Origin of the sequence: Pseudomonas capeferrum (genome assembly GCF_013523055.1) — a bacterium.
Lineage (GTDB): Bacteria > Pseudomonadota > Gammaproteobacteria > Pseudomonadales > Pseudomonadaceae > Aquipseudomonas > Aquipseudomonas capeferrum_A.
In genome coordinates this window covers 38180-53085 of sequence record NZ_JAAMQM010000026.1, presented here as the reverse complement: position 1 = coordinate 53085, position 14906 = coordinate 38180, and the positions used below count along the sequence as shown (strand labels likewise).

Annotated in this window: 14 protein-coding genes; 3 read left to right on the top strand and 11 right to left on the bottom strand. The window is 59.8% G+C overall.

Annotation, left to right across the window (positions count from 1 at the left end):
- Positions 1–19 precede the first annotated feature (19 nt).
- Positions 20–2548 (top strand): efflux RND transporter permease subunit, encoded by a 2529-nt coding sequence (locus G7009_RS24145; RefSeq protein ID WP_181132546.1) that lies wholly within the window; start codon positions 20–22, stop codon positions 2546–2548.
- The gene (locus G7009_RS24140) at positions 2514–3005 is read left to right on the top strand and encodes a DUF3237 family protein (protein WP_181132545.1); all 492 of its coding nucleotides are present in this window, start codon (positions 2514–2516) and stop codon (positions 3003–3005) included. Before G7009_RS24145 ends, G7009_RS24140 begins: the two co-directional genes overlap by 35 nt.
- Positions 3006–3052: 47 nt before the next feature.
- Here the strand turns inward: G7009_RS24140 and G7009_RS24135 are convergent, their stop codons facing one another.
- The 4 genes from G7009_RS24135 to G7009_RS24120 all read right to left on the bottom strand — a co-directional run bounded on the left by G7009_RS24135 (position 3053) and on the right by G7009_RS24120 (position 6605).
- A complete protein-coding gene (locus G7009_RS24135) occupies positions 3053–3610 on the bottom strand; it encodes a MarR family winged helix-turn-helix transcriptional regulator (protein WP_181132544.1) in 558 nt (185 codons plus the stop codon).
- A gap of 371 nt (positions 3611–3981) precedes the next feature.
- Positions 3982–4659 (bottom strand): phosphoribosyltransferase, encoded by a 678-nt coding sequence (locus G7009_RS24130; RefSeq protein WP_181132543.1) that lies wholly within the window; start codon positions 4657–4659, stop codon positions 3982–3984.
- 4 nt (positions 4660–4663) lie between these two features.
- Positions 4664–6001: an erythromycin esterase family protein gene (locus G7009_RS24125; protein ID WP_181132542.1), complete on the bottom strand. Its 1338-nt coding sequence runs from the start codon at positions 5999–6001 to the stop codon at positions 4664–4666.
- 262 nt (positions 6002–6263) lie between these two features.
- Complete coding sequence (locus G7009_RS24120) at positions 6264–6605, bottom strand: hypothetical protein (RefSeq protein ID WP_181132541.1); 342 nt, start codon at positions 6603–6605, stop codon at positions 6264–6266.
- A gap of 435 nt (positions 6606–7040) precedes the next feature.
- On the opposite strand from G7009_RS24120, the gene G7009_RS24115 reads away from it, so the two are divergent.
- Positions 7041–8639 carry a hypothetical protein gene (locus G7009_RS24115; RefSeq protein ID WP_181132540.1) on the top strand — a complete coding sequence of 533 codons (1599 nt, stop codon included), beginning with the start codon at positions 7041–7043 and terminating at the stop codon, positions 8637–8639.
- Positions 8640–8737: 98 nt separating this feature from the next.
- Here G7009_RS24115 and G7009_RS24110 read toward each other — a convergent pair whose 3' ends face one another.
- The 7 genes from G7009_RS24110 to G7009_RS24080 all read right to left on the bottom strand — a co-directional run bounded on the left by G7009_RS24110 (position 8738) and on the right by G7009_RS24080 (position 14841).
- Positions 8738–9997 carry an acetyl-CoA hydrolase/transferase family protein gene (locus G7009_RS24110; RefSeq protein ID WP_181132539.1) on the bottom strand — a complete coding sequence of 420 codons (1260 nt, stop codon included), beginning with the start codon at positions 9995–9997 and terminating at the stop codon, positions 8738–8740.
- A 70-nt stretch (positions 9998–10067) separates the two neighbouring features.
- Positions 10068–10346 (bottom strand): muconolactone Delta-isomerase, encoded by a 279-nt coding sequence (gene catC / locus G7009_RS24105; RefSeq protein WP_181132538.1) that lies wholly within the window; start codon positions 10344–10346, stop codon positions 10068–10070.
- A 51-nt stretch (positions 10347–10397) separates the two neighbouring features.
- The gene (locus G7009_RS24100; protein WP_181132537.1) at positions 10398–11273 is read right to left on the bottom strand and encodes an acyl-CoA thioesterase; all 876 of its coding nucleotides are present in this window, start codon (positions 11271–11273) and stop codon (positions 10398–10400) included.
- Positions 11270–11983, bottom strand: coding sequence for a 3-oxoacid CoA-transferase subunit B (locus G7009_RS24095; protein WP_181132536.1), 714 nt, complete (start codon positions 11981–11983; stop codon positions 11270–11272). The genes G7009_RS24100 and G7009_RS24095 overlap by 4 nt, the downstream gene beginning before the upstream one ends.
- A 6-nt stretch (positions 11984–11989) precedes the next feature.
- Positions 11990–12682, bottom strand: a complete 693-nt coding sequence (locus G7009_RS24090; protein WP_181132535.1) for a 3-oxoacid CoA-transferase subunit A — start codon at positions 12680–12682, stop codon at positions 11990–11992.
- 257 nt (positions 12683–12939) lie between these two features.
- Entirely contained in the window at positions 12940–13860 is a 921-nt protein-coding gene (locus tag G7009_RS24085; RefSeq protein ID WP_181132534.1) for a LysR family transcriptional regulator, read from the bottom strand.
- A gap of 90 nt (positions 13861–13950) precedes the next feature.
- Complete coding sequence (locus tag G7009_RS24080) at positions 13951–14841, bottom strand: MBL fold metallo-hydrolase (protein WP_181132533.1); 891 nt, start codon at positions 14839–14841, stop codon at positions 13951–13953.
- Between the last annotated feature and the right edge of the window lie 65 nt (positions 14842–14906).

Here is a 14906-nt window from a genome sequence, read left to right as displayed (position 1 = left end):
TCTGCAGTGGTGAGTGACTATGACAATCAATATTAAGGGCACCGATCTGGCGCATCAGAATCCAACGCTGCAGTCATTTGACAAGCGTTCGGGCAACTTGATGGAACGGGCGCTTTTCAATCATCGCCTGCTCTTTATTCTCATCTGCCTGGCGGTGACGGTCCTGCTGGCGATGCAAGCCAGTCGTCTGGTGGTCAATGCCGGTTTTGATAAGGTCATTCCGCAAAACCACCCCTATGTACAGAACTACTTCGAGAACAAGGACAAGCTGGCCGGCCTGGGCAACTCGGTACGCGTAGTGGTGGAAAATACCCAGGGCAGCATTTTCGAGCCTGGATTTCTCGACGCCACCTTCAAGATCAACCAAGCGTTGTTTCTCGCTCCCGGCGTCGACCGGGCGTGGATGACCTCCATCTGGATGGCCGCCGTGCGCTGGACCTCGGTCAACGAGGACGGTTTCGAGGGCGGGCCGGTGATGCCGGAGAACTACGATGGCTCGGCCAAGAGCCTTGAGCAGCTCAACACGCAGATCCGCAAGGCGGGGATTATCGGCAGCCTGGTGGCCACGGACCTGAAGTCGATCATGATGGTGGTGCCGATGCAGGACCACGATCCGGAAACCGGCGAGCGCCTGGACTACAGCCAGTTCGCCGCCAAGCTGGAGAGCATTCGCCAGCAGTACTCCACGGCAGGGCAGGGCGGCAACGTCGAGGTGCACATCATCGGCTACGCCAAGCTGGTCGGCGATCTGATCGACGGGCTCGGCAACATCGTTATCTACTTTCTGATTTCGATCGCCATTGCCGCCTTGTTCCTGTTCCTTTACACCCGTTGCACCCGCAGCACCCTGTTGGTGGTATCGGCTTCGCTGGTGGCGGTGATCTGGCAACTGGGGATCGTCAACAGCCTGGGCTTCGAGCTCGATCCCTATTCGGTGCTGGTACCGTTTCTGATCTTCGCCATTGGCGTTAGCCACGGCGCGCAGAAAATGAATGGCATCATGCAGGACGTCGCCAGGGGCATGCACCCGTATGTTGCCGCGCGCTTTACCTTTCGCCGGCTGTTCCTCGCCGGCCTGACGGCGATCCTCAGCGACGCCGTAGGCTTTGGTGTACTGATGATCATCGATATCCCGGTCATCAAGGAGCTGGCGCTGACGGCCAGTATCGGCATGGCTGCGCTGATCTTCACCAACTTGCTTCTTTTGCCGGTGGTGCTGTCCTATACCGGCGTCAGCCAACGGGCGGCCGCGCGGGCGCTGGCCAACGAGAAAAGAGAAGACCGAGGCCTGGGCCTGGGCCGCGTGCTCGATGGCCTGACCCGCTTCACCGAGCGGCGCTGGGCCGTAGCGGCGCTGGCGGTGGCTGCGGTATTGATGGTTGGTGGCTATCAGGTGCGCTCCCACTTGGCCATTGGCGATCTGGACCCTGGTGCGCCGGAGTTATGGCCTCAGGCTCGCTATAACCAGGACGTCAACTACATCAATAACCACTATCGGCTCTCGAGTGATCAGTTCGTGGTGATGGTGAAAACCCCGGCCGATGCCTGTTCGACCACCGACACGCTCAAGGAGATAGAGCGCTTTACCGTCATGCTCCAGGAGCTGCCGGGGGTGCTTCACGCCAGTGCGCTGTCGGACAACGTGCGCAACATGATCGCCGGCCTCAACGAGGGCAGCCCGAAATGGTTGACCATCTCCCGGGATGCTTCGCTGACCGGTGCGGCATCGTTCCAGGCAATGACCGACAACCCGGCAGCGGCCGACCGGATCTGCACACTCGTGCCGGTGATCGCCTACCTCAAGGACCACAAGGCGCAAACCTTGAAGGACGTGGTCGCGGCCGCACAGTCTTATGCAGACGAGCATTCGACGCCGGACCGTCAATTTTTGCTGGCTGCCGGTAGCGCGGGCATCGCGGCAGTCACCAACATCGTGGTCGAGGACGCCAATCACACAATGCTGCTGTACGTGTTCGCGGCGATTACCCTGTTGTGCTTCATCACCTTTCGCAGTTGGAGAGCGGTGCTGGTGGCTATCATTCCTCTGCTGCTGGCAGCGGTGCTTTGTGAGGCGCTGATGGTGCTGCTGGGGATCGGTGTCAAGGTTGCAACCTTGCCGGTCATTGCCTTGGGCGTCGGCATTGGCGTGGATTACGCGTTGTACCTGCTGTGCGTCCAACTGACGCTGCAACGCCGTGGTGTACCCCTGGCTCAGGCCTATCGCCAGGCACTGGGCTTCACCGGCAAAGTGGTCGGTCTGATTGGCGTCACCATGGCGGCGGGGGTGGTGACCTGGATCTGGTCGCCGATCAAATTCCAGGCCGATATGGGCATCCTGCTGACCTTCATGTTTGTCTGGAACATGTTCGGTGCCCTGGTACTGATTCCGGCCCTGTCGCATTTCCTGTTGCAAACCCGCGTGCCCCGCACGAGCGAGCAGCTGCCAGCCAGCACGCGCGCAACCGAGCCACGCATGGACCTGTCCGATTCTTCCACTGCCAAGAGGAACCACCATGAACGAGAACAAACCGCCCAAGCACCCCTTTGAGCCACGCTTGGAGTTTGCCTTTACCGTCAGCATACAGTTGAGCAAAGGGCTGTACCTGAGCCCCGGTAACATGGGCGCCGAGCGGGCGGCCGTGTATGTGGAGTCAGGGGAGTTCGAGGGGCCGAACATCAGGGGCAAGGTGCTGCCCTTTAGCGGCGGCGACTGGCCGCTGGTGCGGCCCGACGGCGTCATAGATTTCGATGCACGCTACTTGCTGCAGGCTGATGACGGTACGTTGATCTATATGCAGAACCGCGGTTATCGCTGGTCAAGCCCCGAGGTACTGGCACGCCTGCAGCGTCAGGAGGTGGTAGACCCCGACGAGTACTATATGCGAGTGTCGCCCAAGTTTGACGTCCCGATGGGGCCGCATGACTGGCTGGACCGGCATGTATTCGTCGGCGTCGCGGAAAAGACCCCGGGTTCCAACCGCATCCATTACTTCAAGGTTCTATAAATAAAAGGCCGCGAGCATGGTCAGTGCTCGCGGCCTTTTGCCTTGCCTTAGCGTTCGCGGATCTTGCCGACGATCTTGTGCAGCGTCGTGCGAAACTTCACCAGCTCTTTCTCGTTCAACTCTCCGAACACCTCTTGCTCGATCTGTTGCATATGAGTCTGGCATGTCTTCACCAATGCATGGCCGGTGGGTGTCAGGCTCATTGCCAGGAGGCGGCGGTTGGCCGGGTTTTCTTCGCGAATCAGCAGCCCGCGGGTTTCCAGGGCGCTGAGCACCTGGCCCATGGTTTGCGGCGTCACGTAAAAGCGCCGAGAGAGATCGGCAGAAGACAGCCCTGCATGGCGGTCGACGACCGACAATAGCGTGAATTGCAATGAAGTCAGGTTTTCCGCCTTCAAGGCCGGCTCGATCCACAAGGCACGCAAGGCATGAAAGGCCTGAGCCAGCATATAGGTAGTGGTCTGGGTAGAGGGATGTTTATCGTTGTCGCTCGTTGGGATTTCAGCAGTTTTGGTCATCGTTTGGGAGCCGTATTTATAAATGTATTTTCTATAAGGTACCATTACATCGGGTCGCTGATCCACGTGGAAGGGATGTTTTTCCATCATAGCCTCTGGCGACCTTCAAAGGCGCTTTCTCTGCGTGCTAACGTCAAATGCCTTGATCCGGCGCAGCCTATGTCACGATGCAATGGCATCTTGCTTATCAGCCCTATCTGGTCGGCCCAGCAGGCTGTAGAAACCGATCTGAACATCCTGGGTGAATACCAGTTTCGCTGACTCCATACATGCCTTGTCCTCACGTATCGAGTAGGCCAAGGAAAAACGGTATTCGAGCCACCGATGCCGTAGGCAAGCAGCGCTATCGGCATTTTAGGTGAGAGGATGTCAAAGTAAATCTGGTCGGCATCATGCCACTGACCCAACCTGTTTCTGGTGGTGACATGCACCTGTGTTACCGACAGGGACGCACGGGTCTAGGCGCTGAATCGGCGACGTGCGGCCGCAAGCAATGCGATCACTTCCTCGTCATGTGTCTGGTCGAAATGTTCGTAATGTAGGCCGACCGCACGAAACGGCTTGGGTGTAACAAGACAAACCAACGCATCGACCCAAGGTTCGAGCTTCTTGATCGCTTCATGAGAGCCTACGGGTACTGCGAAGCTGATGCGCCTGGGGCGCGCCTGGGCCACGGCCATCAACGCAACTTGTGCGGTATTGCCGGTGGCGACGCCGTCATCCACCACGATCACTTCACGGCCCTCTACCTGGAGGGGGCGGTGGTCGCCACAATAGATCGCTCGCCGGCGCTCTATTTCCTTCAGTTGTTGATCCTTCTGCAGTTCGAACCAACCCGCAGGCACGTGGAAGTGTTCGAGCATGGTCTGGTCGACGATCCAGTGCGGCTGAACGCCATCGGCAACGGCACCGATGGCGAACTCTTCATGCCCCGGCGCGCCGATCTTTCGCACCAGCAACAGATCCAGCGGGGCTTGCAGTGCCAGGGCGACTTCATAGGCCACCGGTACACCGCCGCGGGGCAGGGCGAGGACTACCGGTGCTTCGTGCGCCTGCGCCAGCAGTGCGTTGGCCAATGCCCTGCCGGCTTCACGGCGATCGCTGAAAGCAGGGCGGGATGAACAATAATCGCTCATCGCTTCACACTCCGAAGGGAAAGGTATCTTCTTCACCACGTGGGGTACCGGAGACCGGCAAGGGCGTAACGGCGTGTGTTTCCTCGATCCACACCAGGGCATCGAACTGCTCGCTGAGCACGGCTTCGAAATAATGGCTCTGGCGCTCTGTCATGGGCCGGTAGATCACGCCGATCGCGCGTTCCAGCAATGACGCCGACAAGGCCTGGCGTAATGCGCCACGGTCTTCGGCGCGCCAATCGGTGAGCGATGCGGGGATGCCGGCCTTGAGAAATTGCTGCTCCCAGCTCTGCGCCAGGGACGGACGCACATCCATGACATTCATCTCGCCGTCCCAGTCGTTGGCCGCCGCCACCTGACCACGATCGGTACTCATGCCGATCAGCACGGCATCGCGTCCGTAGGCGGCGCGGCACAGTCGCCCGATGTTGAACTCCCCGCGCCAGCCCATGGCGGTGGCGGCGGCATCGCCTATGTGCGAGTTATGCGCCCAGACCACGGCTTTGGCGTCACGCCCGCGATGCGCGAGCAGCGTCTGCAGGGTATCGAACATATGCTGGTCGCGCAGGTTCCAGGACAGGACGGAGCCTTTGTACATGGCGCGGTAATACTGCTCGGCGGCGCGAATCACTCGGGCATTCTGCGTGGCGTTGAAAAAGGCTTCATCGTTGCCTGCGAAGCGCGTCAAGCGCTTGTCCAACAAGCTTTTCAACTGCTTGACCACCGCCTCCTCGCAAGGCGCCACGCCGTCGCGCTCGACAAAATGGCCGTAAAGCGCTGGGTCATCCTGCCAGGGTGTCAGGCATCCGTAGCGCTGGCGCGCTTCATGGGCAAGGCGGGGGTCGGTACGGTCCAGGTAAGCCAGCACCTCGGTGATCGAATTGCTCAGGCTATAGATGTCCAAGCCACGAAACTCAACCTTCCGCTCGAAGGGGAGCGCCTGGTTATAACGGTGTAGCCATTGGCTGAAACTGGCGACATCGGTGTTACGCCACATCCAGGTCGGGAAGCGATTGAAGGCTTGCTCATCGGTAGCCGAGCTTTCCATGTCCCGTACTAAACGGTCGATTTGACCAGCATCGGGCCAGTCCGCCTCGACGGCGACGACAGTAAAGCCATGGTGCTCGATCAGGTGCTGGGTGATTGCCGCGCGAGTCCTGTAGAAATCGCTGGTGCCATGGCTTGCTTCACCGATCAGCACGACTTTGGCATTACCGTAGCGATCGAAAAGCTCACCAAATCCAGGTTCATCCAGGCCAGGCAGCGGCTCGGCATACTGGCGCAGTAGCGATTGGATTTCTTCGGTTGTGGAGCCTTGCGAATCTTTCTTCGGTGCGTTCATGAGCGATCATCCTCAAGTGACGACCCCGCCAGCCAGCAAGGCCTCGATATCACTGCAGACGACGCGCACTTGCAGAGTGTTCCGCTGTCGGGATCAAAGGTCGTCTAGAACGGATCAACGCTTGAATGAAGACAAAGGCCTGCAGCAGACTGGCAAACGCATCGAGCAAAGGCAGGGGCAAGTCTTCTGCAGGGCACCCGAAAGTGGACTCTTCTCGCTAACGCAACCGTTTGGAATGGCGGCCGTTAGCTATCGACGCTATTCAAGGGTTCAAGTCGATCACGTGATTCGTATTCTCGGTACGGTCAATACGGCAATCGAAGGCGAGGGCGGTGATTTCATCGCCTTCGCTGACAGACTTGACGCCCATGCTGTCAACTCCAAGCTCCGCAGCCTTATTGAAAGCCGTGTTGAGCGCATCGTCAGCGGACCAACCTTGCACAGTGAAGGTCTCGACAAGATAGCAGGCGTTTACAGACGAGGCCGTGACCAGGTTTATCTGCTGGCCCTTCTCGGTCAGCTGTGTGGTGCAGCCACCCAGCAGCGCGCTCATGAGCAGCGTGGCGGTTAGGTAGAAGGTTGAGCCAGGTTTCGTGAACGACATAACTAACACCTTAAGCAAGCAGATGACGGTGGTTATGCACCGAGCCGAGTTTGATGCAGAAGATGAAGGTACCAGGCCATATAGATAGTTAGCTAGCTAATTTATTAAGAGAATGCTTTGCCGTTGCGGTAATAATCCGGGCGAGTTAAACGAGGCCACCAAGATAGCGGGCGATTTCTGGGCGATCAGCGCGGCCAGCCGACAGGGCCGGCGACTGTCACGGTCAGGCCCATGAGGGCCACACTCAGGACAAGCGTTCTCACGTCATCGAGCACTTGCTGCGCTGCGAGGTAGCCTGAGCTACTGCTCCAGATTTGCCCGTCTACACTGACAAGATAGCACTTACAGTGAAGTGGCCATCCCCGGAAAAGTGCTACATCGCAACAAAGGAACAGCTCCGATATCCTATTCAGTGCGCATAAATCGAGGTGGACCATGCTCCAGTTCAGCAAGAACGCTCTGGTAAGCGCTGTGCTCGTCGCCTTGGCAACACTGCCCCTGCTGGTCAGGGCTGAGGCGAGCACGTCTGAGCGACTTGCCCCCAGCACGATGAAGGCGGTCGGTACTGTCGATGAGCGCTATCAGTCGTACAACGTCGAGATGCTCGAGGTCACGGGGGGCAAATTCTGGAAACCGTATAGCGACATTGACGCGTCTTCCTCGGACGGCGAAGCCGAGGCAGGCAGTGCACCGTCCGGAATGGACCCTGGCCTCTACCAATATCGAGCGCCGCTCGACCTCGCCAACAAACGCTTGCGGGCAATGGCTCAAGCGCTCGCGCCCGCCTATATGCGGATCAGCGGTACATGGGCCAACACGACCTACTTCGCCGATACCGACACACCGCCCAAGGATCCGCCCAAGGGCTATGCTGGCGTACTCACGCGACAACAGTGGTTGGCCGGGATCGAGTTCTCTCGGGCTGTCGACGCGCCTATCGTCACGTCGATGCCGACAGGCGTGGGTACTCGTGGCCCCGATGGCGTCTGGCAACCTGATCAGGCGCGCCGTTGGCTTGATTTCACCAAGGCCCAGGGTGGAACGGTGGCTGCGGTCGAATACATGAACGAGCCTACGATGGCGGCCATGGGTGGAGCGCCTGAAGGTTACGATGCACAGGTTTATGGGCGTGACTTCAAGGTGTTCGAGGCGTTCATGCGCAAAGAGTTTCCGGACACCAAGCTCCTGGCCCCTGGCTCCGTAGGCGAAGCGGACGCTGACTGGGCGGTGGCCAAAGGAGGGTATGGCAATCAGAAGGCGCTTCCAGCGGCCGACCTTGCCGCTTCGACAGGCGACGCCGATGCGTTTTCCTATCACCATTACGGCGCCGCCTCGCAGCGATGCAAGAGCATGGGCTTTCAGACCAGCAGAGATCAGGCCCTTTCCGAAGACTGGTTGAGTCGTACCGACAAGACGCTCGCGTTCTACCGCGACGTGCGCGACCAGAGCATGCCGGGCAAGCCGTTCTGGAACACCGAGACGGCTGACTCGGCCTGCGGCGGCAATCCCTGGGGGGGCACCTTCCTGGACACCTTCCGCTACCTCGACCAGCTCGGGCGGCTCGCTCGCCAAGAGGTTGACGTGGTCTTTCACAATACCCTGGTCGCCAGCGACTATGGGCTTCTGGACGAAAACACCTTCGAGCCCAAGCCCAACTATTGGGGCGCTCTGCTTTGGCGTCGACTCATGGGCACCACGGTACTCGATGCGGGGTTTGCCAACCGCGCCGGCTTGCATGTCTATGCCCAGTGTTTGCGTGGAGTGCCCGGTGGCGTGGCGATGCTCGTGCTGAACACCGACCGCCAGAAGCCCGATTCGCTGAGCATCACTGGCGCAGCAAGCCGCCATACCTTGGCAGCAGCAAGCTTGACCGACAAGACCGTCATGCTCAACGGCACCGCCTTGCAACTGGGCACCGACAATGACCTTCCTGCGATGAACGGCTCAGCGACAGCTGGCGGCGAGCTCTCGTTCGAACCCGCGACCATAACGTTCTTGAGCGTACCATTGGCCAAGAATCAAGCCTGCATGTAAACGCAACGGGCGTCGTGCGGTCGCTGATCCCATCACCGCACGACGCAAAGCATCTGGGTTAGCCTCGAAGGCTTGTACGCCCCACGGCGACGTTTTACTCAGGAGAACGAGCTATCCAGTTCTGCTTCCAGCCCCGGTCGATGGTCGGGGTGAGCGATGTCGAGCATTTTGACGATGCGCTGCCTGACCGAGAGTCCTCGCAAGTCGGCAATGCCGAATTCAGTCACGATGATGCCCGCGTCACTGCGGGCCAGCGTCACCGGTCCGCCGAGCTTGGCAATGATACGGCTATGGTTTCCTGCCGTTGAAGGAAGCGCGATGATCGGCAGGCCACCCTTGGACAGATGAGCGCCGCGAATGAAATCCGCAGCGCCGCCTACTGCCCCGACGTAGCTGCCCGCGGCGACCTCGGAGTTGACCTGGCCTGTGAGATCGACTTCGACTGCTGAATTGATGGCCACCAGGCGGTCGATACTGGCAAGCACCGCGGCGCTGTGGGTGTATTGGGTCGAGCGCAGCTCGATGGAAGGGTTGTTGTGAGCAAAGTCATGCAGCAGGCGCGAGCCTATCAAGACGCCGCCAACGCTCACGCCGCGATCGATGGACTTGCGCCGGTTGTTGATCGCGCCGGTCTGCATGAGGCGTGCAACGCTGTCGCCGATGCTGCCGGAGTGCACACCAAGGTCCCGGTGGTGCTCTAGGGTATGGACGACGGCATCCGGTATCGCACCGATCCCCATCTGTAACGTCGCGCCGTCTTCAACAAGCCCTGCGATGTGACGCGCGATGCGCAGGTCACTTTCACGCACGCGTGTCGCGGTGGTTTCCAGGGGAGGTCTGTCGGTGTGCACTATGACGTCCAGGTCTTCCTCGCCCAGCGTTCGATCACCGTAGGTCCAAGGCGCCTGTTGATTGACCTCGGCGATGACCACACGGGCACGGTCGATGCAGTGCAACAGGTACTCGCTGGCCATGCTGAGGCTGTAACGGCCCATTGCATTGGCAGGAGCTACCTGCAGCATCAGCACATCAATGGGCAAGGCACCCTCGGCAAGTCGCTGTGCGAAGCACGAGTAGTGGATCGGCAGGATATCCAGAACGCCTGATTGGGCCAGATCGCGATTGCCGCCTGCCCCACAATAGGAGATGAAGTTCACGCAATCGGCATGTTCCACCTTGCAGGTCGTGCTTTTATCTATGCCTAGGACGACGGTGAACCGTCCTATCGCATGGCGCTGTTCCATCAGCGCCTGGGTCAAGGGCAAGGGCTCGGCGTTTGCCTGGCCCCATATGACGGTGTCTCCGGGACGCACCACTTGGGCCAGATCCAAGGAGTCAAGTTGCACTAACATTGGCATTGCCAATTCCCGCCGTGAATAGAGCGTGCATGGACAGATAAGAACGGCGGCCAGGGCCGCCGCGCGTGTCTTAAACGATGGAGGAGGGGTGCTTGGCCAATGGCGTGACCTGAATCGTCATGAAAGGGAATAGCGGCAGGCTGGACAGCAAGGCATGAAGCTCATCGTTACTCTCGACATCCAGAATGCTGATGTTGGAATACTGCCCGACGATCCGCCACAAGTGCGGCCACTTGCCGCTTTCCTGCAGCTCGGTCGCGCGTTTCTTTTCTGCCGCCTTGATGGCTTCGATCTCTTGGGTCGGGATATCGCGCGGGATTTTTACGTCCATTTTTACGTGATAAAGCATGAGGTACTCCTTGTTGTTAGGATTCAGAGGTGGTCAGTGCCTGCCTGACGATCAGGTGGCACGGGGCGAAATCAACAGATCCCGGGCTACGCTGGCCACCAGCCGCCCGTCGCGACGGAAGATGTTGGCCATCGCAAGGCTGCGTCCGGACATGCTGCGAACACCGTCGTCGACGAACAGCAGCCATTGAGTGACGTCAAGCTCCAGGCAATGAAACCAGAGGCTGTGATTCAAATTGCTGACGTAGTGCTGCCAAGGGGCATCGAGCAATTCCCGTGAGCTGACGTTGCTGCTGAGCCAGCTGTCGGACATATACGCCAGGGCTGCGTGATGCAGGCAACCTTCGCTCGGGAGTGGTTGGTCCAGACGCATCCAGTACGCGACTTCCCCGGGGCCCGCCGCAGGATCGAAGCAAGCCGCCGGATTGATCAGGCGTATGTCGAGCAGCGGTTTGGCTCTGGCACGCAACTGCAGCGATTCACCCTGTGCGGGGAAACCTGCCGCGAGTTCGGACAGTGTCGCCAGGCTTTCGGGGCCTGGGACTTGCCGCGCTAGTCGATAGGTATCGTCCGAGTCCGCTGCCGGGGCCTGGAAACTGGCATTGGCGCTCATGACCAGGCCCGCACCCTGGACGCCGTAGATATGGCGGCTGGAGATCCGCCGGCCGTCCTGGAGTGTCTCGACGCTGTACTCGATCGACTCCTGTGGCCGTGCGCCCTGCAGGAAGGTCATTTGCAGCATCGTCAAGCTACGCTCCTCGACGGTTTGCGCGGCGGCCCAGAGCGCCTGGCCCAGCAGCTGCCCCGCGTACACCCGCCCATTGGCATTGGTGTCGCAGACGTAGCTTCGCCATGTGTTGTCGGCCGCTTTCTCAAGGCTCAACAACTCGGTCAGGTCGCGCTGGTCCCAGCTCCAGTTGCCATTCACCTTTGCAGTTCCGCGCAGTGCTGGGTAACGGCCGGTCGTTGCGTCGACGCGGCGGACGGTATGATGCCGAGTGCCGAGAAGTCCAGCGGGACGCCCGTGACTTCCTGCAGATGCTCAGCAGTAGTGTCGCCGACCAGTTCGATGACCCGGACACCTTCCGGGGTGATGTCCAGCGTGGCCAGTTCGGTATAGACGCGACTGACACACCCCAGGCCGGTCAGCGGATAGGTGCACTCCGGCAGCAATTTGCTGCGACCGTCCTTTGCGAGATGTTCCATCATCACGAAAACGCGTTTCGCGCCAATGGCCAGGTCCATGGCGCCGCCAACGGCAGGAATAGCATCCGGGGCACCGGTATGCCAGTTGGCCAGATCACCTTGGGCGGACACCTGAAAGGCGCCTAGTACGCAGATGTCCAGGTGACCGCCACGCATCATGCCGAACGAATCGGCATGATGAAAAAAGGCAGCGCCTGGGCTCAACTCGATCGGCTCCTTGCCAGCGTTGATCATGTCCCAGTCTTCTTCACCCGGTGCGGCTGCCTGCCAACGGCCCAGTACGCCGTTCTCGCTGTGCAGGAAATAGTCCTTTTCCGCGGGCAGATGGTTGGCGACCAGGGTCGGCAGGCCGATGCCCAGATTGACATAGGAGCCTTCGGGGATGTCACGCGCCACGCGCTTGGCCATGGCGATTCTCATGCTGTTGTCCATGGTCGATTATCCTGCCTGATTCAGAAGGTTGGCCGACGCTTTGCGCAGCACCAGGTGCTTGACGTATATGCCGGGGGTTACCACTGTTTCCGGGTCCAGCTCACCCAGTTCACAGAACTGCTCGATCGAAGCGATGGTATTGGTGGCTGCCATGGCCATGACCGGGCCGAAGTTGCGGGCTGTCTTGCGGAAGGTCAGGTTGCCCCAGCGGTCGGCCGTTTGCGCCTTGATCAGCGCGTAGTCGACGTGTATGGGCAGCTCCAGCACGCACTGGCGCCCATCGATCAACCGCGTCTCTTTACCTTCGGCGAGCAACGTACCGAAGCCTGTCGGGGTGTAGAACCCGGCAATGCCGCAGCCCGCAGCCCGTAGCCGCTCTGCAAGGTTGCCCTGAGGAACGATTTCGAGCTCGATCTTGCCTGCCCGATACAACGACTCGAACACGTGCGAACCGGTCATCCGCGGGTAGGAACAGAGAATGCGACGGACCTGCCCGGCTTTGAGCAAGGCGGCGAGTCCTGAGTCGCCTTGACCGGCATTGTTGCTGACCAGCGTGAGATCGCGTGCACCCTGTTCGATCAGCGCGTCTATGAGCTCGTCAGGCATGCCGGCGCCGCCGAATCCTCCTACGGCAATCGTTGCCCCGTCTTTGATGCCGGACAGGGCTGCCTGGGCATCGGCGCAAAGCTTGTTGATCATGGCTTTTGTTCCTTGCTGGAAATTCTACGCCGCAACCAACGCGCGGACGGCGGTGAGTACCAGGACCGACGAACGCTGGGTGCGTGGCCGCAGTTGCTCGTCGCCTGGTGTCCACAGCTTGCCCAAGGCTGTTGAGCGCTACAATTTCGGTCTTCGGAAGCCCTGATTAACCTTTGGTTAACGGTCTGTGCGTGCACACGCGCAGCGCGACTTTCCGGGCAGGACAGGTGGGCGCAAGAGGGCTGGCAAGGATGAGCTCAGGCAGGCAGAGCAGGGGGTAGGGGGTTGCGGTAGTACGCGATCAAGCTGTCGGCAAAATCGCGAGCGAAGGCCGAGAGCCCATCGAAGTCCAGGGCGCACAGCTGGAACGTGCGCACGGCCCAGGGGTCGAGCAGAGCGCAGGAGCCGATCTGGGGACTCTTGAGGCGGTTGTAGACTGCTTGCGGCACGATGGCGATGCCGGCGCCTGCTTCGACCATGCGGAAGATGGCATCTGAACTGGCCACCTGAACACGGATGGTGAAGGGTTTGTGAAGGGCGGCGGCAGCGCGGCTCAGAAATACATGGATGGCACTGCCTTCGAGCAGTGATACGAACTCATACTGGAGTGCTTCTTTGAAGTGGACTTCACTTTTTTTCAGCAGCGGATGGCCGAGCGGGGCGATGATCATCAAGCGGCTGGAAACCAGCGGCACGCTCTGCAAACCGTCGGTAACCACGCTGCCGGACACTATGCCCAGGTCGGTGCTGCCGTCGCGAACGCTGCGTGCGATGTCATCGCTCAACCGCTCGCGCATGTCGATATGCACGTCAGGGTGGCTTTTAAGGTAGTCGCCCACCACGGGCGGCAAGTATTCGGTGATGGCGGTGGTATTGGCTTGAAGCCGAATCTGACCCTTGAGGCCAATTGCATATTCCTGCAGCGCCCCGGTCAGCATTTCGAGTTGGGCCAGCACAATCCGCGCGTGTTGCAGATAGGTCCGCCCAGCGCTCGTCAGCGTGACGCCCTGGGGCGAGCGCTCGAGCAGGCGCATGCCCAGATTGTCTTCCAGGTTCTTGATGCGGTTGCTGGTCGCCGGAACGGAAAGAAAGGAGCGCTCTGCACCTCTGGTGAGGCTGCTGGTTTCCGCGATGTTGATGAACAGACGGAAATCAGTGATATCGAAATGCATCGCCATGATGTTCGCTTCTTGCCAGTAAAAGACACACGGTACTGCCTGTAAGCTTGCGCTGTCCAGAAAGGCCCGAGGCCTTTCTGGACAGGCGAATTACCAGGCCGAGGGTTCGAAGCGGAACCCATCGCCCTGGCGGCGAATGAAGCCGCAATGTGGCTCGCCGAAATGCACGGGCATGATCAGCGCTTCGCGGTCAGCGGCGCGATTGAGAAACTCCATGCGCGTCTGTCGCGCGGTATCGGCCCAGATGCAGTAGCCGGAGTTCACGTCGGGTCGGGCGATCTGCAAGGGGCTGTGCAGGATATCACCGCAGAACAAGCCTTCTTCCCCGCGGGAGCGAACGCGGAAAGCGACCTGCCCCGGGCTGTGCCCCGGCGCGGGCTCGACCACCAGGCAATCGGCGATCTCCTGCGTTGGATCGATCATCACCCCCAGGCCTTCGTCGATGATCGGCATCACGCTGTCAAAGAAGGAATCACCGAACACGTCGATCACACCGGGCTCTTTGTTCTTGCCTTCCTTGCAGAAGACAAAATCTTCCTTGGGAATGAAATAGCGTGCATTGGGGAACGTCGGTACCCAGCGGCCATCCTGCCATGTGGTGTTCCAGCCCACGTGGTCGGCATGCAAGTGGGTCAGTACCACATGGGTGACCTTTTCGGGCGGCGCGCCCGCGGCGATCATCCATTCCCGCACCAAGGTGTTGAGCATGTTCATGCGTGGGATGCCGGCCCTGGGCTTGAAGTTGCCCACGCCGGTATCGACCACGATGATGTTGCTGCCTGCGTGGACAACCCAGAACTGGATCGTGACGATGAGTTTGTTCATATGCGGCACCCAGTGATTGGGTGCCATCAGCGCCTGGTGTTCCTCCAGAACGCTACGATCGATATCGGGAAAGAGAAAGGCCGGGTCATGGGTGGGCCCTGCGTATTCCAGGATCCGGGTAACCTTGATATCTCCGATCATGCGTGACTGCATCATAGGGCTATTCCTTCAATCTTGTTTTATTTGGACGGCATGACGGCAACCACCGGCTGGTATTGTCG

Excerpts from the sequence above, each read along its gene's own strand:
- G7009_RS24130 (WP_181132543.1), bottom strand. The coding sequence starts at position 4,659 with ATGAGCGATTATTGTTCATCCCGCCCTGCTTTCAGCGATCGCCGTGAA.
- G7009_RS24095 (WP_181132536.1), bottom strand. The coding sequence starts at position 11,983 with ATGGACAACAGCATGAGAATCGCCATGGCCAAGCGCGTGGCGCGTGAC.
- catC (WP_181132538.1), bottom strand. The coding sequence starts at position 10,346 with ATGCTTTATCACGTAAAAATGGACGTAAAAATCCCGCGCGATATCCCG.
- G7009_RS24085 (WP_181132534.1), bottom strand. The coding sequence starts at position 13,860 with ATGGCGATGCATTTCGATATCACTGATTTCCGTCTGTTCATCAACATC.
- G7009_RS24125 (WP_181132542.1), bottom strand. The coding sequence starts at position 6,001 with ATGAACGCACCGAAGAAAGATTCGCAAGGCTCCACAACCGAAGAAATC.
- G7009_RS24115 (WP_181132540.1), top strand. The coding sequence starts at position 7,041 with ATGCTCCAGTTCAGCAAGAACGCTCTGGTAAGCGCTGTGCTCGTCGCC.
- G7009_RS24135 (WP_181132544.1), bottom strand. The coding sequence starts at position 3,610 with ATGGAAAAACATCCCTTCCACGTGGATCAGCGACCCGATGTAATGGTA.
- G7009_RS24140 (WP_181132545.1), top strand. The coding sequence starts at position 2,514 with ATGAACGAGAACAAACCGCCCAAGCACCCCTTTGAGCCACGCTTGGAG.
- G7009_RS24090 (WP_181132535.1), bottom strand. The coding sequence starts at position 12,682 with ATGATCAACAAGCTTTGCGCCGATGCCCAGGCAGCCCTGTCCGGCATC.
- G7009_RS24120 (WP_181132541.1), bottom strand. The coding sequence starts at position 6,605 with ATGTCGTTCACGAAACCTGGCTCAACCTTCTACCTAACCGCCACGCTG.
- G7009_RS24110 (WP_181132539.1), bottom strand. The coding sequence starts at position 9,997 with ATGCCAATGTTAGTGCAACTTGACTCCTTGGATCTGGCCCAAGTGGTG.
- G7009_RS24080 (WP_181132533.1), bottom strand. The coding sequence starts at position 14,841 with ATGATGCAGTCACGCATGATCGGAGATATCAAGGTTACCCGGATCCTG.
- G7009_RS24145 (WP_181132546.1), top strand. The coding sequence starts at position 20 with ATGACAATCAATATTAAGGGCACCGATCTGGCGCATCAGAATCCAACG.